General features: G+C 65.3%; 20 protein-coding genes. 9 read left to right on the forward strand and 11 right to left on the reverse strand.

Going from position 1 to position 19,751, the window contains the following annotated elements; all coding sequences use genetic code 11:
- Positions 1-6 precede the first annotated feature (6 nt).
- The 3 genes from MSTE_RS08715 to MSTE_RS08725 all read right to left on the reverse strand — a co-directional run bounded on the left by MSTE_RS08715 (position 7) and on the right by MSTE_RS08725 (position 2,459).
- On the reverse strand, positions 7-831 hold the full coding sequence (locus MSTE_RS08715) for a glycoside hydrolase family 16 protein (protein ID WP_162291605.1): 825 nt from the start codon (positions 829-831) through the stop codon (positions 7-9).
- 66 nt (positions 832-897) lie between these two features.
- The gene (locus tag MSTE_RS08720) at positions 898-1,428 is read right to left on the reverse strand and encodes a cytochrome b (RefSeq protein WP_096500497.1); all 531 of its coding nucleotides are present in this window, start codon (positions 1,426-1,428) and stop codon (positions 898-900) included.
- Positions 1,428-2,459 carry a catalase family peroxidase gene (locus MSTE_RS08725; protein ID WP_096500499.1) on the reverse strand — a complete coding sequence of 344 codons (1,032 nt, stop codon included), beginning with the start codon at positions 2,457-2,459 and terminating at the stop codon, positions 1,428-1,430. The genes MSTE_RS08720 and MSTE_RS08725 overlap by 1 nt, the downstream gene beginning before the upstream one ends.
- A 50-nt stretch (positions 2,460-2,509) precedes the next feature.
- Here MSTE_RS08725 and MSTE_RS08730 point away from each other — a divergent pair, with 50 nt between their 5' ends.
- Positions 2,510-3,178 (forward strand): M15 family metallopeptidase, encoded by a 669-nt coding sequence (locus tag MSTE_RS08730; protein WP_096500501.1) that lies wholly within the window; start codon positions 2,510-2,512, stop codon positions 3,176-3,178.
- Positions 3,179-3,291: 113 nt separating this feature from the next.
- Positions 3,292-3,990 (forward strand): hypothetical protein, encoded by a 699-nt coding sequence (locus MSTE_RS08735; protein ID WP_096500503.1) that lies wholly within the window; start codon positions 3,292-3,294, stop codon positions 3,988-3,990.
- Positions 3,991-3,992: 2 nt separating this feature from the next.
- On the opposite strand, the gene MSTE_RS08740 is transcribed toward MSTE_RS08735, so the two are convergent.
- Entirely contained in the window at positions 3,993-4,940 is a 948-nt protein-coding gene (locus tag MSTE_RS08740; RefSeq protein ID WP_231897030.1) for a hypothetical protein, read from the reverse strand.
- A 188-nt stretch (positions 4,941-5,128) separates the two neighbouring features.
- Between MSTE_RS08740 and MSTE_RS08745 the strand changes: the two genes are divergently transcribed.
- From MSTE_RS08745 to MSTE_RS08760, 4 genes are all read left to right on the forward strand, one after another.
- Positions 5,129-6,715 carry an ABC-F family ATP-binding cassette domain-containing protein gene (locus tag MSTE_RS08745; RefSeq protein ID WP_096500505.1) on the forward strand — a complete coding sequence of 529 codons (1,587 nt, stop codon included), beginning with the start codon at positions 5,129-5,131 and terminating at the stop codon, positions 6,713-6,715.
- Positions 6,716-6,809: 94 nt separating this feature from the next.
- On the forward strand, positions 6,810-7,844 hold the full coding sequence (locus MSTE_RS08750; RefSeq protein ID WP_096500507.1) for a M4 family metallopeptidase: 1,035 nt from the start codon (positions 6,810-6,812) through the stop codon (positions 7,842-7,844).
- 10 nt (positions 7,845-7,854) lie between these two features.
- Positions 7,855-8,118 (forward strand): protealysin inhibitor emfourin, encoded by a 264-nt coding sequence (locus MSTE_RS08755; protein WP_030095271.1) that lies wholly within the window; start codon positions 7,855-7,857, stop codon positions 8,116-8,118.
- A gap of 81 nt (positions 8,119-8,199) precedes the next feature.
- Positions 8,200-9,231 (forward strand): M4 family metallopeptidase, encoded by a 1,032-nt coding sequence (locus MSTE_RS08760; RefSeq protein ID WP_096500509.1) that lies wholly within the window; start codon positions 8,200-8,202, stop codon positions 9,229-9,231.
- Here MSTE_RS08760 and MSTE_RS08765 read toward each other — a convergent pair.
- Positions 9,228-9,527: a hypothetical protein gene (locus MSTE_RS08765; protein WP_096500511.1), complete on the reverse strand. Its 300-nt coding sequence runs from the start codon at positions 9,525-9,527 to the stop codon at positions 9,228-9,230. The genes MSTE_RS08760 and MSTE_RS08765 overlap by 4 nt on opposite strands.
- 75 nt (positions 9,528-9,602) lie before the next feature.
- Between MSTE_RS08765 and MSTE_RS08770 the strand changes: the two genes are divergently transcribed.
- Complete coding sequence (locus MSTE_RS08770; protein ID WP_096500513.1) at positions 9,603-10,742, forward strand: acyl-CoA dehydrogenase family protein; 1,140 nt, start codon at positions 9,603-9,605, stop codon at positions 10,740-10,742.
- Between the two features lie 136 nt (positions 10,743-10,878).
- On the opposite strand, the gene MSTE_RS08775 is transcribed toward MSTE_RS08770, so the two are convergent.
- The 3 genes from MSTE_RS08775 to MSTE_RS08785 are packed head-to-tail and all read right to left on the reverse strand — an operon-like array spanning position 10,879 to position 15,065.
- Complete coding sequence (locus MSTE_RS08775) at positions 10,879-11,514, reverse strand: cysteine hydrolase family protein (protein WP_096500515.1); 636 nt, start codon at positions 11,512-11,514, stop codon at positions 10,879-10,881.
- 32 nt (positions 11,515-11,546) lie between these two features.
- Positions 11,547-14,030, reverse strand: coding sequence for a glycogen/starch/alpha-glucan phosphorylase (locus MSTE_RS08780; RefSeq protein WP_096500517.1), 2,484 nt, complete (start codon positions 14,028-14,030; stop codon positions 11,547-11,549).
- Between the two features lie 57 nt (positions 14,031-14,087).
- A complete protein-coding gene (locus MSTE_RS08785) occupies positions 14,088-15,065 on the reverse strand; it encodes a quinone oxidoreductase family protein (protein WP_096500519.1) in 978 nt (325 codons plus the stop codon).
- 92 nt (positions 15,066-15,157) lie between these two features.
- Between MSTE_RS08785 and MSTE_RS08790 the strand changes: the two genes are divergently transcribed.
- Complete coding sequence (locus MSTE_RS08790; RefSeq protein ID WP_096505635.1) at positions 15,158-15,670, forward strand: MarR family winged helix-turn-helix transcriptional regulator; 513 nt, start codon at positions 15,158-15,160, stop codon at positions 15,668-15,670.
- Here the strand turns inward: MSTE_RS08790 and MSTE_RS08795 are convergent.
- From MSTE_RS08795 to MSTE_RS08805, 3 genes are all read right to left on the reverse strand, one after another.
- Entirely contained in the window at positions 15,667-17,181 is a 1,515-nt protein-coding gene (locus MSTE_RS08795) for a carotenoid oxygenase family protein (protein ID WP_096500521.1), read from the reverse strand. The two genes, MSTE_RS08790 and MSTE_RS08795, sit on opposite strands and share 4 nt — an antisense overlap.
- Positions 17,182-17,253: 72 nt before the next feature.
- Complete coding sequence (locus tag MSTE_RS08800; protein WP_070949248.1) at positions 17,254-17,874, reverse strand: TetR/AcrR family transcriptional regulator; 621 nt, start codon at positions 17,872-17,874, stop codon at positions 17,254-17,256.
- Positions 17,875-17,903: 29 nt separating this feature from the next.
- Positions 17,904-18,488 carry a TetR/AcrR family transcriptional regulator gene (locus MSTE_RS08805; RefSeq protein WP_096500524.1) on the reverse strand — a complete coding sequence of 195 codons (585 nt, stop codon included), beginning with the start codon at positions 18,486-18,488 and terminating at the stop codon, positions 17,904-17,906.
- A gap of 81 nt (positions 18,489-18,569) precedes the next feature.
- Here MSTE_RS08805 and MSTE_RS08810 point away from each other — a divergent pair, with 81 nt between their 5' ends.
- Complete coding sequence (locus tag MSTE_RS08810; protein WP_096500526.1) at positions 18,570-19,730, forward strand: acyl-CoA dehydrogenase family protein; 1,161 nt, start codon at positions 18,570-18,572, stop codon at positions 19,728-19,730.
- Positions 19,731-19,751 lie beyond the last annotated feature (21 nt).

Genomic DNA, 19,751 nt, shown 5'->3' on the forward strand with positions numbered 1-19,751 from the left:
GCGGATCTACCAGACCCGCACGTAGTCGACGAGCATCTCGGCCGGGTAGGAACCACCCGACGGATCGCCACCACCGGAACCTGAAACCGCCAGGTTCAGCATCGGCTGCAGGGTGTAGCCCGGGTCGTTAAAGGGCCAATCGTCAAGGGAATTGGCGTCGACCGTCAGGTACGGCTCCATGCCGTCGTGGTAGTCCACCCAGAAGTACAGACCGGCCTCGGTCCAGGTGCAGCGCCAGGTGTGCCAGTTGCTGTCGATCGGCACCGGCAGCGTCTCGAACGAGGTGCCGTCCAGCCGCGCGTGCACCGTGGTGCCCGACGGCCAGTCGCGGTTGCCGTACCACTCGGCGAGGTCGATCTCGCCGCCGCGCTCGGGGTTGTCATTGAGCAGCCACCACGCCGGCCATGCGCCGTCGGTCAGGCAGTTGAACTTGATGCGCGCCTCGAAGGTGTGGCCGATGCTGCCGCGGAAGGTGCCGTGCAGCTTGCCGCTGAAGTACTTGTTGCCTTCCTTCGTCGCGCGGATCACCAGGTTGGATTTTCCGTCGAGGAAGATGTTGGTGCGGCTGTCGCGGTACTCGCCCATGTTTTCGGGGCGGTCCCAGAACACCGGGTTCTTGATCTTCTCGCGGAACTTGGCGGCCACCCACTTGGAACCATCGGGTGCCGAACCGGCGGGACCGTCGAATTCGTCGCGGAAGACAAAGCCACTGGACTGGGCATCGGGGGGCGCCGCCGGGCTACGTCCCGGGTCGGCCTGAGCCGTCGGGAGGGGCAGGGCGGCTGCGGCGATGCCGAAGCCCATGGTCAGTATCAACTTACGGCGATCCATTTCGGGCACCCCGAAACGATAATGGTTGAAACCCGCCGATGAACGCAGCCCCGCTTATTTTGGCTGCTAGTGGCGCGGAAGCATCCTCGCGAGTAATCCGTCCCGCAACCCGATCGTGTGAAACAGCACCGCGCTGACGTGGGCAACTATGCAGGCGAGCAACGCGTAGGCCACCCACGCATGCGCTTCGCGCAGCACGCCGTACCACCCGATGCTGGTCGGCACGATCGACGGAAAATGCAGTCCGGCGATCGTCACCGGAACCCCGGACGCCGAAACCAGCGCCCATCCGATGACCGGTTGCGCCAGGAACAGCGTGTACATCGCGAGTTCGGAACCGGCCGCGACGAACCGTTCCGGCTGCGCCAGAGACAACGGCGGCGGCTTGTGCCAGATCCGGTTCCCGACGCGCAGTACCGCGAGCACCAACACCACCACGCCGACGGCCTTATGCCAGGCCAGCACCATCGGATAGTCGCCCAGCGATCCGACGAGCAAGGCGCCCAGCACCAACATCGTGATGATCGAAACCGCCATCAGCCAATGCAGAAGCTGCGCCGCCAATCCGAAACGCTCGACACCCGTGGACTCAGTCATCACATGTCCTGTCCGAACTGCTCCACCGGCGCGGGAGTCTCCCGCGCCCGGCGACGGAACGATTCCGCGTAGACGGCCGCACGCGCCGTAAGGATCGGATCATCGGATATCTCGATTCCGTTGGGCAACACCGTCGGATCGAAGTTGGTATCCCGAATACGTTCCTGCTCTTGAGGTATCGCGTGGCCGAGTATCAGCGTCCCGACGTTGACGTAACCGCGTTCCGAGGGCCAGGGCACGGACGGATCGTGTGTCGGGTCCTTGCCGGGGACTCCGAGCTGCAGCAACAGGTTGAACCGCAGCTCACCGGCACGCACTGTGTTCGCCAGTGTCCGAAACATCCAGTTAGGCCCGTTGCTCGGGCCGCCGCCGTTGATCTGTCCGACAGGTGCCACCCGCCACCGTGCGGGTATCCGTGCACCGTCCTTGTTGACGAGAATGAACGTGTTGAGGCTGTTATAGGTGGCGCCCTCAAAAGACAACGCCTTGGGCGCTGCCTCGATCAGCTTCTGCGCGGCCGCGGCCGGCGGGTTATCACGCAGAAACGCCGCAGCAGCATCTTTGCCTGAACTCCGCGCGACCAACAGCCCGTAGAACATTTCGGGGGTCGGCGCCATGAACACGGGCGCGGCCGCCATCGCGGTGCGCCACTGCTCACCGCCGGGAAGCGAAAACTCCAGGGCCAGTGCCTGTCCAGACCCGGTGTCCGGCTGATGCGGGTTCTGCCCGCCCACCGAGAACCGTCCGACGACAGGATGCACACCCTCGACGAACACCGACGCCGACGAGACCTCGGCGCCCGCGCCGTTGCTTTCGAAACGGCCCGACACCGCAAGAGCTTTGGCGTGATTACGTCGATACCCGACGAACTTTCCGCCGGTCGCCTCGAACAGGTCGATGAAGGAACGCCCGGTCAGCCGCAGCCCGCCGCGACCCTCCAGAGCCAGGAAGCCACCCAGTCCCGTCACGGTGACGGCGCCGGCGGCGACCAGACCCACGAACATGCGCCGGTCCAGCTTGCGTTCGACCACGAAACGAGCCTAATACGCGAATCTGAGAGCGCACCGAGGACAATGAAACGATGATGAAGCGTCTCATCCTCGGTCTCGGATACGCCGCCCTCGGTCTCGGGTGTGCTCTCGGCCAGCTCGCGCCCGCCAGCGCAGACCCCGACATCCCACCCGTGAGTGACGCCGCGCGCGCCGCTGGACTGCTGGACGTGCGCAGCGTCGTCCCCGACGCGATCATCGATCTGCGCTACGCCACCACCAACAACTTCACCGGTGTGCAGCTGTACCCCGCCAACGCCCGCTGCCTGGTGCACGAGTCGATGGCCCCCGGCCTCAAGACCGCCGCCGACACCCTGCGTACCAACGGCGAGCGGCTCGTCTTCTGGGACTGTTACCGCCCGCATGAGGTGCAGGTCCGCATGTTCCAGGTGGTGCCCAACCCGAACTGGGTCGCCAAGCCCGGCCAGTACGCCCGCAGCCACGAGGCCGGACGTTCGGTGGATGTCACCCTGGCCAACGCCCGGGGCCTGGTTGATATGGGCACCGGATTCGACGATTTCTCGCCGCGTTCCCTGGCCTACGCCACCGAGGGGGTGAGCGCCGATCAGCAGGCCAACCGAGCCCGCCTGCGCGGCGCCATGCAGGCGGGCGGCCTGCAGGTGTACTCGGGGGAGTGGTGGCACTTCGACGGCCCCGGAGCGGGTGAGGGCCGCCCCTTCCTGAACGCTCCCGTCAACTGACCACACGGTTGTCCCACTAGCCGGCAGAAATTGAGTAGTCCAGTACCCGGTGCGATGCCGCTCTACCGGAGTAATTTCCCTTTCGGGTCGAACGATCCCGCTGGGAGGTTGCCATGCCTGCATCGCCGATTCCGCTCGCGGTGCTCGCGGGTTCTCTCCTGGTGGCCTGCGGCGGCACCGGGGAACCCGTCACCCGCACCGTGACGCAGACCGTCACCGATCAGACGACGATCACCCACGAGGGCGGTGGCTCGCACGAAAGTAGCGGCGGCGGTGGGTCGTCCACCTCCGGCAAGACGCCCAAGGACGACGGTCTCGCGTGGGTGCCCTACGGGCCCAAGGACCCTGCCTTCCCGACGCCGGGCTGGGACGTCTACGTCTACTTCCTCAAACACGACTGCGACAGCCTCAAGAATGTCCAGAAACCCGAAGGCAACCTCTACGAGGCGGCGGTGGGGGTATGCCGGGCCGCGGTGAATGGCGAAGAGAGCCAATGGGATGTCGCGGCCAAGGCCTTCGCGGCTCGCGGTTCGGGTGTCGAGATCGGACCGGCCCAATGTGTCGATGACACCATCGCGGCCATGGTCAGCAAGCTCCTTGCCTGGCATGAGCAGAACCCGGGCCGCCAGCCCGAGCTGACGTACCCGCAGACCGACGGCCGGACCGCATGCTCGAAGGACAACAACAGCTTCGTGCCCCCGGACGAGACCGATTCCTCCACAACCAGTTCCACAACATCGAGCACCACATCGAGCACGACGTCATCCACGACCACCTCGAGCACGACAACCACCACCACGCCGACGCGGTGAGGTCAGTGCGAGAACTGCCAGTGCACCGAATCGTCCTCGTCCAGCACGATGATGCTGCCGTTCTGGACGGTCCACCCCTCGGTCATCAGGAACAACCGACCCCCGGACTCGGCGAGCAGCCGTAATCCCGTGGTGCGGTACAGCGTCTTGGGTCCGGTGGTGATCTCCTCGGTGCGCACCACGGGCGAATCGATACCCAACGGGCTCTCGCTGACCGCCGTCGCGCGGGGCAACGACGACACCGAGTCCTCATAGCGCTGCGCATACCCCCGCCCGACGATATCGGCGTATCCCTGCACGGCCCAGAACATCGCTGCCGCAATCACAATGCCGACGAGCACGGCCTCCAGCACATCTGGGGGACGGGCAATGGCATTGCGGGGGCGCGCGCGTTCCTGCCCCCGGCGGCTCAGATGTCTGCCGTACACCGCCAATGCCGTGCCGATCGCGATCATGAGCGGCCACACCACCGTCCCGGGTTCCCAGGTGCGCGTAAATGCGGGCAGCACCACACCCAGGATGGCGATGCCCAGCCCGCCGAGCATGGTCACTCGGCAGATCACCCGGATCGTGTCGGTCATACCGTCGCGCTCAATCTTGTCGGTCACCGCGCGATGCGCTGCCAGCCAGACGATTCCGATGACCGCCGACGCCAGGATCGGCAGATACAGGGTGCTGATGCTGCGCAGCACATAGTCCTGAGTGGTGAAGCGGAACAGGCTCACCTCGATGCCCATCCACCGGGACTGCGCATCGCTGCGTGCCCAACCGAAATACAGCAGCAGCGCGGTGATCATCGTCAACGGTGTTCCCACCGTGGTGATCACGGCGATGACGGGGCGAAGGATCGACACCGTATCCGGCGAGTCCTCAGCAGCCGGGGCATCAACCTTTCCCGGCGCATCGTCAGGTTGACGCGCTGGCTCCTCCGACGCTGCATCGGCCGGCATGGCAGCATGCTACGCGCGACGGCCCTGACCTGGGAGGAAAATTCCCTTGCCGCCCAAGCCCGCTGCACCTAACCTGGCTGGCGTCCTCGTCCCCGACGAAAGGTACGACATGGATCTGTGAGGTCTGGCATTGCGCCGACGCGCCATCGCGCGATCTCGGCGACCCCACCTCACAGGAAGTCCCCTCCATGTCTGCTGTCATCTCCTCGAACGCTCTCACCTACACACATCCCGACGGTTCCGTCGTTCTCGACGGACTCGACATGCTGGTTCCGGCGGGCCGCTCCGGGCTGGTCGGAGTCAACGGCTCCGGCAAGTCCACACTGCTCAAGCTCATCGCGGGAGAGCTATCCCCGACCTCGGGAATGGTCCACACCTCGGGCCATATCGGTTATCTGCCACAGGATCTCACCATCCGCGCCGATCAGTCGGTACCCGACCTGCTCGGTCTGACGCCGGTGCTGGCGGCCATCGCGGCCATCGAGAACGGGTCCACCGATCAGGCCGACTTCGACATCGTCGGGGACGACTGGGACCTGGCCGAGCGGGTACGTGCCGAGCTGGACCGGCTCGGACTCCCCGCGGCGGTGCTGGACCGCACGCTCGGAGATCTGTCCGGAGGCGAGGTGATCCGGCTCGGTCTGGCCCGGCTGCTGTTGCGGAACCCCGACGTGCTGCTGCTGGACGAGCCGACCAACAACCTCGACGGCGAATCCCGTCGGCACCTTTACGACCTGGTGTCGTCCTGGCCGCGCACGCTGCTGGTGGTCAGCCACGATCGTGAACTACTGGAGCATGTGGAACGCATCGGCGATCTGCGGGAGGGCGCCGTCACCTGGTACGGCGGCGGATACAGCGACTACGCGGCCGCGATCACTGCCGAGCAGGAGGCTGCCGCCCAGGCGATCTCGACGGCCAAGGCCGACGTGCGCCGCGAGCGCCGCGACCTGGCCGAGGCCGAACGGGTGATCGCGCAGCGGCGCCGCTACGGCGCCAAGATGCAGGCCAACAAGCGCGAACCCAAGATCGTGATGGGGCTGCGCAAGCGGGCCGCACAGGAATCGGCGGCAGCACTCAAACAAACCCAGACCGACCGGCTGGACAAGGCCCGCGAGACGCTGGACGAGGCACAGACCCGGCTGCGTGCCGACCGCTCCATCCGCATCGACCTGCCGGGCACCGAGGTTCCCGCCGGGCGCGTGGTCCTGAGCACCGACAACCTGGTGCTGCGCCACGGGGTGGCGGCACATCTGGATCTTCGTGGGCCCCAGCGGGTGGGGTTGGTGGGGCCCAACGGTTCGGGAAAGAGCACCCTGCTGCACACCATTGCGGGAACCATTCCGGCGGCCGAAGGCACTGCGACGGTGCATGTTCCGTTGGGTCTGCTTCCGCAACGCCTTGACCTGCTCGATGATGCGCTCAGCGTCGCCGACAACGTGGCGCTCCGCGCTCCGCATGCCGGCATGAATGCCGTCCGCGCGCGGCTGGCGCGATTTCTGTTCCGTGGCAATGCCGCCGACAGGCTGGTCGGTGCGCTGTCCGGTGGTGAACGGTTCCGGGCGACGCTGGCGGCGGTGCTGCTGGCAGACCCCGCGCCGCAGCTGCTGCTCCTCGACGAACCCACCAACAACCTGGACTTCGCCTCCTACGACGCCCTGGTGTCGGGGCTGGGGGAGTACCGGGGGGCCGTGGTCGTGGCCAGCCACGACCTTGGATTCCTCGACGACATCGGTGCCGTGCAGACGGACTGGAGGACGGAACCGGAAATCGGGTAGTGCGGTACGCACGTCCGGAGGGCTAGTTCACACGCACGCTGAGCTCGTCATGTTCCAGAACCGCGCACCTGCGGCCATGTCAAGGAGACTCACGATGTGTTTCATTATCCCCCAAGATGTCCTGCTGCGATTGGCCGACGATGACAGCGTCGCCGACGATTCGCGCACGGCCCTGGCCGCCACGGCCGCATCCGAAACGGCCTGGCGCACATTGCGCGACGCGCACACCGAGGCCACCCAGGCCGGGCAGCTGGCCCGCGCCGATGCGTTCGTCGCCGTAGCCAGGGCACTGGCCACCGCGCCCGGCACCCCGGTGTTCGACTGCAAGCACACCACCTCGCTGCCCGGTATCACGATTGCGAATCCGGGCACCTCCACCGATGCCTCCGCCAAGCACGCGTTCACCGAAACCGCTGCGGTCGCAAAGTTTTACAAGGACTGCTTCGGGCGCAACTCCGTGGACGACGAAGGCATGACCCTGGTGTCCTCCGTGCACTACAGCGTGAACTACTCCAACGCGTTCTGGAACGGCTCGCAGATGACCTACGGCGACGGGGACGGTGAGATCTTCGTCGACTTCACCGGATCCAACGACGTGATCGGCCACGAGCTGACGCACGGCGTCACCCAATACACGGCGGGCCTGCTCTACAAGAACGAGGCCGGTGGTCTCAACGAGAGCATGTCGGATGTGTTCGGATCGATGTTCCGGCAGTGGAGCGCCGGACAAACGGTCGACCAAGCCGACTGGCTGATCGGCAAGGACATCATGGGTCCGCGTGCCCTCGCCAAGGGCTACACCTGCCTGCGCGATATGTCCGATCCGGGCGCCCGGCACTGCCTGGCACCGCAGCCGTCGCACTATCGCGACTACGTGCCCGGCAGCGACCCGCATGAGAGCAGCGGCATCCCCAACTACGCGTTCTACCTCGCGGCGACCAAGCACGGCGGATACTCCTGGCAGGACGTGGGCACCGTCTGGTACGAGGCTCTGACCAGCCCGAAGGCCCGTCCCAACATGAAGATGAAGGCCTTCGCGAACCTGACGCGTGAGATCTCCGCGGCCAATGCGGCCGCCGAATCGGTGCATAAGGCGATTGACGACGCGTGGACCGCGGTCGGGCTGTAGCGTCGCCGTCATGGTGGAGTACCTCATCGACAGACGGGGCGGATTCACCGGGCTTCCGGCCAGCGGTACGTGTACTGACCAGAGCTTGGACCCCGAGGCGCGACGTGCACTGGATGGACTGTTGGACAGCCCCGGGTCGCTTCCGGGCGACCCGGGTGCCGACCGCTTCACCTACACGGTGACCCGGGTCAGCGGGTCTGATCGGACCACGCGGGCCATCCCGGAAAGTCTGCTGCCCGACGCCGTTCGGCAGGTCGTCAAAGAGCGAATCTGACGGACGGCTGACGCGGCGGGACCTGACAGTTCACCGCTCGCGCCGAGCGGGCATCCGCATTGCCGGGTAGGCTGATTCGCAATGTGCAACCGTTTCATCATCCCCCCGGCCGTACTGACGCGACTGGCTGAGGATGGTGACATCGCCGAAGACTCACGGGTCGCGCTGCTGGACACCGCGGCATCCGAATTGTCTTGGCGCACCTTGCGTAATGCGCACACGCGAGCCACCCGGACGGCAAGCGGCAACACCATCAGCGCCGCCATCACGGCATTGGCCAAGGTCCCCGAAACACCGGTGTTCGATTGCCGGCAGACCACCTCGCTGCCGGGTGTCGCCGTGGCCGATCCGGCCACATCCAAGGACGCCACCGCCGCGCGGGCGTTCACCGAAACGGCTGACGTCGTGCGGTTCTACCGGGAGTGCTTCGGGCGCAACTCCGTTGACAACGCCGGCATGACGCTGATCTCGTCCGTCCACTACGGCGTCAAGTACGCCAACGCGTTCTGGAACGGTTCGCAGATGGCCTACGGCGACGGTGACGGCCAGCTGTTTCTGGACTTCACCAAGGCCAACGATGTGATCGGTCATGAACTCACACACGGGGTTACACAATTCACCGCGGGTCTGAACTACGAGAACGAGGCCGGGGCATTGAACGAGAGCGTCTCGGATGTCTTCGGTTCGATGTTCCGGCAGTGGCAAGCAGGTCAGAGCGCGGACAAGGCCGACTGGCTGATCGGCAAGGACATCCTGGGTCCGCGTGCCCTCGCCAAGGGGTACACCTGCCTGCGGGACCTCGCCGATCCCGCTGCCGAGCACTGCCTCTCGCCGCAACCGGCCCACTATCGCGACTATGTGCCCGGCAGTGATCCGCATGACGGCAGCGGAATCCCCAACCACGCGTTCTACCTCGCGGCGACCAAACACGGCGCCAAATCCTGGGAAGCAGTGGGGACGGTCTGGTACGAGGCGCTGACCAGCCCGAAGGCCCGCAAGAACATGACGTTCAAGGCTTTCGCCAAACTCACCCGGCAGATCGCGGCGGGCCGCCCCGGTGCCGACTCACCCGCCAGCGCAGTCGACGCGGCCTGGACCGAGGTCGGGCTCTAGTCGCCCACATCCCAGTAGTTGGGGCAGGACACGTCGACATACACCGTCGTATTGGCCTTGACCTGCGTGCCCGAGCGGTCGGGGTTGTTGATCCCGTTGACGGTGCAATACACCAGCGGGGTCAAGGTATTGCCGTTTACCCAGTTGATCTGGACCTCGTACCCCTGACTTTCCAGCGCCGAGATGGTTTCGCTGGCCGAGCCGGACCCGGCCACCGGCCAGTTGGGGTCCGCGGCCGCCATCGGCGCAAGTGACAGCGCCATCACCGCCGACACCACCACCGCTACGAACCGCATGACGAACCTCCTCCACCATGTTAGCTCGCTCGGCTGAGGCAAGATGGGACCTCACATCCCATGAAGGAGAGACCGATGACGTTCTCGTCCGAGCACAACGATTTCCGCAGTACCGTCCGCCGGTACATCGAAGAGAAGATCAACCCCCACGTCGACGAGTGGGAACGCGAGCAGATGATGCCGCTGCACGACGTGATCGCCGATATGGCCAAACTGGGACTGGTCGGCCTCGAGTACGACCTCGAATACGGCGGACAGGGCGCCGATCACCTCTTCACGCTGGTGCTGGCCGAGGAACTGGGCCGGGTGGATCACGGCTCTTTCCCGATGGCCTTCGGAGTGCACATCGCGATGGCGACGCCCTCACTGCACAAGCACGGCACCGATGAGCTCAAGCGCGAATTCCTGGCTCCGGCGCTGCAGGGCGAGCAGGTCGCCGCGATCGCGGTGACCGAGCCCGACGCCGGATCCGATGTGGCCGGCATCAAGACCCACGCCCGCCGCGACGGCGACGACTGGGTGATCAACGGCTCAAAGATGTTCATCACCAACTCCGTTCAGGCCGACTGGCTGTGCGTGCTGGCCCGCACCTCAGATGAGGGCGGATACGCGGGGATGAGCCAGATCATCGTCCCCACCAAGACGCCCGGATACCAGGTGCGCAAGCTCGACAAACTGGGCATGCACGCCTCCGACACCGGTCTGATCACCTTCGACGACGTGCGGGTGCCGGTGTCCAACACCATCGGCGAGATTGGCCGCGGATTCCAGCAGCAGATGTCGCAGTTCGTCATGGAGCGCATGTTCGGGGCCTACGGCATACCCGCCAGCGTGAACAGGGCGTTGCAGCGCACCAAGGAATATGCGTTGGCGCGCCACGTGTTTGGCAAGCCACTGACCAAGAATCAGCATCTGGCCTACCAGTACGCGGGGCTGGCAGCGCGGGCCGACATGCTGGAGGTCTACAACCGCGACATCGCCGGCCGGTACATGGCGGGGGAGAACGTCACCCGCAAGGTCACCATCGCCAAGCTCACCGCCGGACCGTTGGTTCGCGAGGCCGGTGACTGGTGCCTGCAGGTGCACGGCGGCATGGGGTACATGACCGAGACGTGGACATCGCGGTTCTTCCGGGATCAGCGTCTGCTCAGCATCGGCGGCGGCGCCGACGAGGTGATGATGCGGGTGCTGTCCCAGATCGACGGATTCTCCTGAGACTGGGGCTGAACGGGAATCGGGCGGAGAAAGCCCCTCCGATGTGCCCACGTCTATGCGACAACCCGGTGTCGCCGCGAAAGTTGTCGCATAGACGCGGGCACTAGGGGCATGTCCCGGGAATCTCTGGGTGCCCTCAGACCCGTGCTAGCTCCTGTTCCACCGACGCCACGTCGGCGACGTTCACTCCGATGAGTGTCAGATCGCGCAGCCGCTCCGGCGTGACCTGCGAGGTGGCGTCCTCGACCAGGACCGCGCGGTAATCCCGCTCGGAGGCGTCGAACAGCGTGGCGCGCGGGCAGTTCGGCAGATTGCAGCCCGCCACCACGACGGTCGAAACACCCCGGTCACGCAGGTGCTGCTCCAGCTCGGTCCGGTAGAAGGCGCTCCAGCGGGGCTTGAACACAATGTGCTCCGCGGGGCCGACTTCCTGAAACCCGCCCGCCAACAGCAGCTCTGAGTCCAGCTGAGCGTCGTGTGGCAGCAACTCGGTAGGGATCTGGGAACCGTCGGTGCCGGGTGCGGCCACCTCGCGGCCGGCGAGAATGTCTGCGCGACGGGGCAGATCGGTGTCGGTGCCGCCCGGTACATAGAGCCGCACCACGTGCACGATCTGCCGACCGGCCCTGCGGAAGGCCGCGATCAGCCGACCGAGCGCGGGAATTCGATCAGCGGTACCGGGCACCGCCATGGCGCCGGAGACGAACTCCGCCTGCACATCGATGACCACCAAGGCTGAACTGTCCCATTGGGGAGCGACGAAGCTTGTCACTCCCCAACACTAGGTGCCCAACCCGGCAGCGCCTACACCTGAACGGTGACCGGCTGCACACCCCAGATCTGGTCGCAGTACTCGGAGATGGCTCGGTCCGAGGAGAACTTGCCGCCGCGTGCGGTGTTGAGGATCGACATCCGCGTCCACGCCGTCACGTCGTGCCAGGCCTCGGAAACCCGCTCCTGGCATCCGATGTACGAGGAGTAGTCGGCCAGCACCAGGAACGGGTCGTGACCGCGCAGCGAGTCCACGATCGGCGCGAACACCGACGGATCTCCACCCGAGAAATGGCCACTGGCAATCAGATCCAGCACGGCGCGGAGTTCATCGTTGAGTTCGACGAAGTCCTCCGGCCGGTATCCCTCGTGCACCAGGCGCTGCACCTCGTCCACGGTCAGGCCGAACAGGAAGAAGTTCTCGGCGCCTGCCTCCTCGCGCATCTCGACGTTGGCGCCATCAAGCGTGCCGATGGTCAGCGCCCCATTGAGCATGAACTTCATGTTCCCGGTGCCCGAGGCTTCCTTGCCCGCCGTCGAAATCTGCTCCGAGAGATCGGCCGCCGGATAGATCAGGTGCGCGCTCTTGACGTTGAAATTGGGCAGGAACGCCACCTTGAGGTACTGGCTGACGTGCGGGTCGTTGTTGACGGTCTCGGCCACCGCGTTGATGAGCTTGATGATTCGCTTGGCCATGAAGTACCCCGGTGCGGCCTTGCCGCCGAAGATGAAGGCGCGCGGCGCGATCCGCAGATCCGGGTTCTGCTTGAGCCGGTGGTACAGCGTCACGATGTGCAGCACGTTGAGGTGCTGACGCTTGTACTCGTGGATTCGCTTGACCTGGATGTCGAACATCCAGTTGGGATCCAGATCCACCCCGGTGGTCGCCAGCACGTACTCGGCGAGCCGGGCCTTGTTGAGGCGCTTGACCTCTCGCCATTGCATCCGGAACGACGAGTCCTCGGCGTACGGTTCCAGCTCGCGCAGCCGATCCAGGTCGGAGATCCAGCCCTCGCCGATGGCGTCGTCGAGCAGCTCCCGCAGGCCCGGATTAGCCAGCGCCAGGAACCGGCGCGGCGTCACCCCGTTGGTCTTATTACTGAACCGCTCCGGCCACAACTCGTAGAAGTCCTTGAGCACGCTCTCCTTGAGCAGCTCCGAATGCAGCGCGGCCACACCGTTGATGGCGTGGCTGCCGACGGTGGCCAGGTGCGCCATCCGCACACTCTTGCCGCCCTCCTCGCCGATGAGCGACATGCGCCGCACCCGGGCGTCATCACCGGGGAATCGGGAGCGGACCTCGTCCAGGATCCGGCGGTTGATCTCGTAGATGATCTCCAGGTGCCGAGGCAGCGATTCGGCGAACAGTCCCAGCGGCCACGTCTCCAGCGCCTCGGGCAGCAGGGTGTGGTTGGTGTACCCGAAGGCCGCCACCGTGATCTCCCAGGCCTCGTCCCAGCCCAGGCCACGCTCGTCGACCAGCAGCCGCATCAACTCGGCAACGCCGATGGACGGGTGAGTGTCGTTGAGCTGTAGGGCGAATTGCTCGGCGAGCTCGTTGACCGGACGCTCGGCCACATCCTCCAGGATGTGCAGCACGCGCTGCAGCGAGCAGGAGACGAAGAAGTGCTGCTGCAGCAGCCGCGGCCGCTTACCGGCCTCGGGTTCGTCATTGGGATAGAGCACCTTGGTGACGGTTTCGGAGGACACCTCGTCCTCGACGGCCTTGTAGTAATCGCCGGCGTTGAAGGCGTCCAGCTCGAAGGACTGCACGGCCCGGGCACTCCACAGCGTCAGCGTATTGCAGGTGTTCACGCCGTAGCCCTGGATGGGGGTGTCGTACGGGATGCCCTTGAGGAAGCGCTGCGGGACCCAGCGCGCCCGGAAGTGTCCGTCCTCATCCAGATACTGCTCGGTGTGCCCGCCCCATCCGACGATGAAGTTGAGGTCGGGTTTGGCGATTTCCCAAGGGTTTCCGTTGTCGAGCCAGTTGTCGGTCTTCTCGACCTGCCACCCGTCGCGGATCTCCTGATCGAAGATCCCGTACTCGTACCGGATGCCGTAGCCGATCGCGGGGCGATCCAGGGTGGCCAGTGAGTCCATGTAGCAGGCCGCCAGCCGGCCCAGGCCGCCGTTGCCCAGACCGGGCTCTTCCTCGCACTCGAGCACCTCGTCGAGGTCCTGGCCCAGGGCCGAGAGGGCATCGCGCGCCTGCTGCTCGATCTGCAGGTTCAGCAGGTTGTTGCCCAGTTGCGGCCCCATCAGGAACTCCGCCGACAGATACACCGCCACCTTGCGGCTCAGATCCAGGTAGGTCTGCATGCTGGCAATCCAGCGCTGCTGCATGCGATCTCGGACCGCGAGCGCCAGGGCGCGGTAGTAGTGCGCAGGGGTGAGCACGCTTGCCGGACGTCCGATCGAGTACCGCAGATGATCGATGACGGCTCTCTGCAGAGTGTCGGCATTCAGGCCGGTGCGGGAGTGCTCGTCATGGTCAAGCTCGGCGGAGTGCGTCATGTCAACACCGTGCCATCGAATCGCGCACGGGAAAACCGGAAATAGGCGACCGGCAGGTTACTGGGGGGTGACCACCACCCGCACCCCGGACGGCTCCTTTGCCGACCAGACGGTCTCGATATCGGCCAGCGGCCGGGCCAGCGTCTGTAGCTGCAGGTCACCGCCGTCGACCATGGCGAACAGCTTCGGCAACGCCTCTGCGCGCGCCTGCATCAGAGCCTCGGGCGGCACGCTGCCGATCCCGACACCGGACAACGTGATGCCGGTGCTGCGCAAGGTCGAAGCGTTCACGCTGATTGTCTCGCCGGTCATCGCGCCGATCTGCACGAAGCGGGTGGCATGGAAATGTGCCGACGGGTGGCTGGCCGCGAGCGCGTTCAGGGTCTGCTCGGCGGGGGAGCCCCACAGATAGTCCAGCACCGCATCGAACGGGCGTGCCGCGTGCCGCGCGGTGATGCTCTCGGCGAGGTCATCGCTGCCCAGCGTGACGACATCGTCGGCTCCCACCGTGCGCAACCAGTCCAGCCGCTCGGCGTTACGGCCCGCGACCGTCACGTGCCCGGCATCGAACACCGATTTCGCGAGCTGCACCGCCAGTGAGCCGGTGACGCCGGTGGCTCCGAGCACCAGCACGTGCTGGCCGGGCTGCACGGCGGCGCCATGGGACAGGGCCAACCAGGCCGATATTCCCGGGTTGGGGATCGCGGCGGCCGTCACCGAATCGACGTGCTCGGGCACCTCGACGGCACCGGCCGGGTACACGACGGTGCGTTCGGCCATCATCCCGTACGGCGCGAGTGATCCGCTGTACACCCGCTTGCCGTTGGCCAGCCGGGCGACACCGTCGACTCCGGCGATCGCGGGAAGGCTGATCTCCTTGCTGCTGTAGTGCCTTCCGGAGATGACGGCCCGAGTCAGGTTGGTCAGGGCCGAGGCCTCCACGGTGGCGATCTCGGTGCCGTCGGTGGGCTGCGGGTCCGGGAAGTCGGTGTAGGCGGGCTGCTGTCCCCATTCATGCACGACTGCTGCCTTCATGGCGCACTCCTCAAAGTTTCTGTAGAAATGGTTTCCATCGAAACCATATGAATAATGTACGGCGCGCGCCGCCGGATGGCAATATGGTTTCCATGAAAACCAAGTCGGCGCTGATCGCCAGCATCAACACGCTGGTGGGTGCGGTGGGGGACAAGTTCGAACCGGACGAGGACTCCGATGCCGAGCGCGATTTCATGGCGCAGCGGTGCCCGCGCCGGATGGAGCACCTCGTCAGAACGCTGCCGACGTTGTCGCTACATCTGCTGGCGGCGATTGCCGAGGGGCCGGTGAGTGTGGTGGGTCTGGCGGCGCGCTCGGGCCAGCTCAAGGGCACGGTGTCCAAGCATGTGCAGCGGCTGGTGGACGGGGGCTGGGTCGAGCGTGTGCCGATTCCCGGTAACCGTAAGGAGATTGAGCTCGTCCTGACCGCCGACGGCGGCATCGTCGTCGACGTGCACAGCACCTTGCATGAGGAGATGGAGCATGGTGTGCGCGACTTCCTGCAGCGTTACAGCAATGCCGATCTACAGGTTGTCGAGAAGGTGCTGCAGGACCTACTGGCCTCTGGCAGGGACGGTGTGCGGATCGTGGCGGACGAGGGTTAGGCCGGTATCCAGTTGCCGTGGAACTGGAAGGGTATGCGCGCCGGAAGATGAACGGTTGCAACCTTTTCCATCGACTGAGCATCGACGATCAACATGTTGCTCAGTTGAGTACTGCGGTCGTACTCGTATCCGATCAGCACCCCGTCACCCTCCTCGGCATCCGCGGAACGCGGCACGGGGGAGAACTCGCCGGGTATGTGTCCGGCCTCCAGCTTGTGTTCGGTGGTGCCACCGTCGGTGAGGTCGTAGCGGATCAGTGAGGCACGCGCGTCATCGAGGCTTTGCAGGGTGTCGATATCGGTATCGCCGACGCTCGTGGTGAATCCGTATCGGTGCGGCAGGCTGACCCGGCGCGGGTCGACCATGGGGAACTCCTGGAGCCGTTCGTCGGTCCATGATTCCTTGACCACACCGGTCTCCAGGTCGACCTCCCACCGGTGCAGCCGTGGGCGCCCCGTCCCCAGCACGTCGGCGATGTTGTACTCCGAGTCGTCTTCGGGTCCGGTGATCCGGCAGGCGTCGATGACGATGGTGCCGTCCGCTTCGTGTGCGTTGAGGGTGTGGAACACATAGCAGGGTTCGATCTCGAACCAGCGCACCGTCGCGGGCCCCTGGCGGGGTATCACGCCAATTCGGCTGGGATGGGAGGCTTTCCAGCGCAGGGGAACCTCGGCGGTCTTGGGTAGGGGTGCGCGGGCCACCAGCGAGCCGAGCAGCGCGGGCGGCTCGAATCGGCCGAGGAGCCCTGCCGCCATCCGAGTGATGAACGTCGGCGTCGCCGCGGGTGCCACCTTGCGCGTCAGGAGGTTGAGGTCGATCACCAGTGGGCAGTCGAAGATCATCACGTAGTTCTCGCTCAGGGCGATGTCGTGCAGCAATGGCCTGCCCGGCACGTCCAGGGGCACACTCTTGCGCACCGTGCCGTCCGGGCCGATCACCACATAGCGCGCCACTGCCGGTCCGACGAGTTGGTAGGTGACTGCGTGCAACTCGCCGGTGACCGGATCCAGCTTGGGATGCCCGGTGTACCCGCCTTCCAGCGTGCGGCCGAAATCGCAGGTCCCGACGGTCTCGAGGTCATCGTCGAGCTCATAGGGCGCCAGACCGCCCTCGGCGCTGACGATCGTCTTACCGGCGAAGCCATACACATTCGTCTGCGGAGACACGGTCGTCACCCCGGCGCGATAGTTGGCCGGTTTCGGCTTCTCGCCGAGCAGTCTGGATACCTTCGGCGTGCGCACCCACCGGCTCCGGTACCACTCGGCGCGGCCATCGCGCAGCCGCACGCCGTGCACCATGCCGTCGCCGGTCGCGCCGAATACCGAGTAGTTGTCGGGGTCATATTGTCCGGGAAGGGGATTGGGACCGGTCCGGACGTAACGTCCGTTCAGGAACTTCGGTATCTCACCGGTGACCTGTAGGCCGGTTGCTGTTGTCTCCCGATCGACCGGGAGCACGGGCTCGTCGGAAAGTAGATCTATTTCCATGTCGACATCCTTTGGCTGCGTCATTGAAGCTAGAACGTAGAGTCAAGCTCGACGGTAGACCCAATGAATGGGTATGGCAAGGATGGAATCCGGTGACTACGAGTCGGTGGTCAGCGCGGCCGGATAGGCGGCGGAGACCCCCGCGATGATGAAGGTCGCGCACGTGCGCACCGCGACCGCAGGGTCGATGTGGTGGGTGATCGCGGTCAGCACTCCCGACATGATCGCCCGTGCGCTCATGGTCGCCAGCAGCAGGCGCCGGTGCGCCGCGGCCTCGTCCTGCGCCGGATCCCCGAGCTGGAAGATGGACATGATGCGGGACACGGCGTCGGTGAGAACCTGTTCGTCGAACCCGGGCACCCGTGGCGCCGTGCTATCGGCCAGCAATTGCATGCCCAAGGGCCGAGCGGCCGCATGGTTGAAGAACGGCTCCAGGGCCGCGCTCAGTGATGCTGTCGGGTCGTTCAGGTCGAGGTTTTCCGGCATCGACACGTCGTCGAAGATCGCCCGCATGAGGTTGGCCTCGCGTCCGACGAGCCGGATGAGGAGTCCGTCCTTGGAGCCGAAATGTGCGTAGAGCGTTTGTTTGGTCACCTGGCCGGACGCCACTATCTGATCCATAGTGACTGTCCCGCAACCCTGTTCGGCCACAACGGGTAACACCAGATCGAGTAACTCGTCATCGGTGGGCCGATAGCCGGGGCTGCGTGACGTCACTGCAGTACCGTAACCGCTTGGGGTGGCGGTTAGTCGAGCACTTTGATGGATAGCGTGGGTTTCGGCGTATCTCCGTGCTCCAGCCGGTCCCACACTGCGTCGATCAGCGGTTGCAGCAGCAGTGCGCCCATCTGCCGAACCATCACGGACACAACCTGAGTGGATTCGGGACGATCGGTGGGGGCCATGCCCTCTTCGCGGAGTGTGGCCACCTCGTCGCGGGTCAGCTGAATCAGCGCGGTCAACATGCTCAACTGTTCTTCGGAAGGCTCGAGCACGGCCCGGCGCACGTAGTTCACGATCGGGGGATTGGCCTTGAGCATCGCGACGACGGCGGCGTCGCGGGCCGCGGCGAGCTTGCGCGGGTCCTTCTCTTCGTCGACCGATCGCAACGCTTCGACGTGGTAGTCGACTACCAGCTGATCCACGGCCTGACGCAAGCCGGCCTTGGTCTTGAAATGGTGTTGCACCAGTCCCAGCGTCACCCCGGCCGCGGATGCGACCGCGCGCAACGAAATTCGCTCCTCGCCGTACTGGGCGTACAAATCCAGCGCGGTATTGCGAATGCGCGCCTTCGCGGTCAAGTCCTCGTCAGTCGCGCGCGGGTTTGCCATGAGCCTCATCGTACCGCACCCCTTTACAAACGAATCTGAAACGATACACTTGTATTGTCTCGACGAGGAGGTCACTGACAGATGTCTGCACTTTTCCCGGCTTATCGCGCGTCCTGGGAGACCGATGCGCACCGCGACCTGCGCAAGCATGCCGCCGAGTTCCTGCGCAAGGAGTCCACGCCCAACCAGGAACGCTGGAGCGCCCAGCATCAGGTTGACCGCGAGTTCTGGAACAAGCTGGGCGACGCCGGTCTGCTCGGCCTGGACCTGCCCGAGGAATATGGCGGCGCGGGAGGCGATTTCGGCTTTTCGGCGGTGGTCGCCGAGGAGCTGGCACTGGCCCAGGACACCGCGACGGGCTGGGGCGTGCACTCGCCGATCGTCGCGCACTACATCAATACCTATGGCAATGCCGAGCAGAAGGACCGCTGGATGCCGGGCATCATCAGCGGTGACCTGGTGTTGGCCATCGCCATGACCGAGCCCGGAACGGGTTCGGATCTGCAAGGGGTGCGCACCAGCGCGGTCCGGGATGGCGACCACTACGTGATCAACGGCTCGAAGACGTTCATTTCCAATGGCACACACTGTGACCTGCTGGTGATCGTGGCCAAGACCGATCCATCCCAGGGGGCCAAGGGGATATCGCTCATCGTCGCCGAGACCAAGGACTTACCCGGATTCGAGCGTGGCCGGGTGCTGGAGAAGGTGGGGCAGCACGGGCAGGACACCCGCGAGCTGTTCTTCAGCGATATGCGGGTGCCGGTGGCCAACCGGCTCGGCGAGGAAGACGGACAGGGGTTCATCCAACTCATGACCCAGCTGGCGCGCGAGCGCCTCATCATCGCCTCGGGGAACGCCGGCATGGCCGAGGCCGCGGTGCTGGAGTCGATCACGTACACCAAGGAGCGTGAGGCATTCGGCCAGCCGCTCATCAAGTTTCAGAACACCAGGTTTCAGCTGGCCGAGCTGAAGGCCGAGGTGCTGTCCATCAAGACAACCGTCGACTGGTGCATCCAGAACTACATCGACGGTGCCAATGACCCCGCAACGGCTTCGATGGCCAAGCTGGTGGCCACCGACAAGGGGGTTGCCGTGGTCGATCGATGCGTCCAGTTCTTCGGCGGATACGGCTACATGATGGAGTACCCGATCGCCCGTGCGTACGCCGCCGCACGCGTCAACAAAATCTACGGCGGCACAAGCGAAATCATGAAAGAACTCATCTCGCGGTCTCTGTGACCCGGCACGGTAAGGAGCAGC

This window comes from [Mycobacterium] stephanolepidis (genome assembly GCF_002356335.1).
GTDB classification, from domain to species: domain Bacteria; phylum Actinomycetota; class Actinomycetes; order Mycobacteriales; family Mycobacteriaceae; genus Mycobacterium; species Mycobacterium stephanolepidis.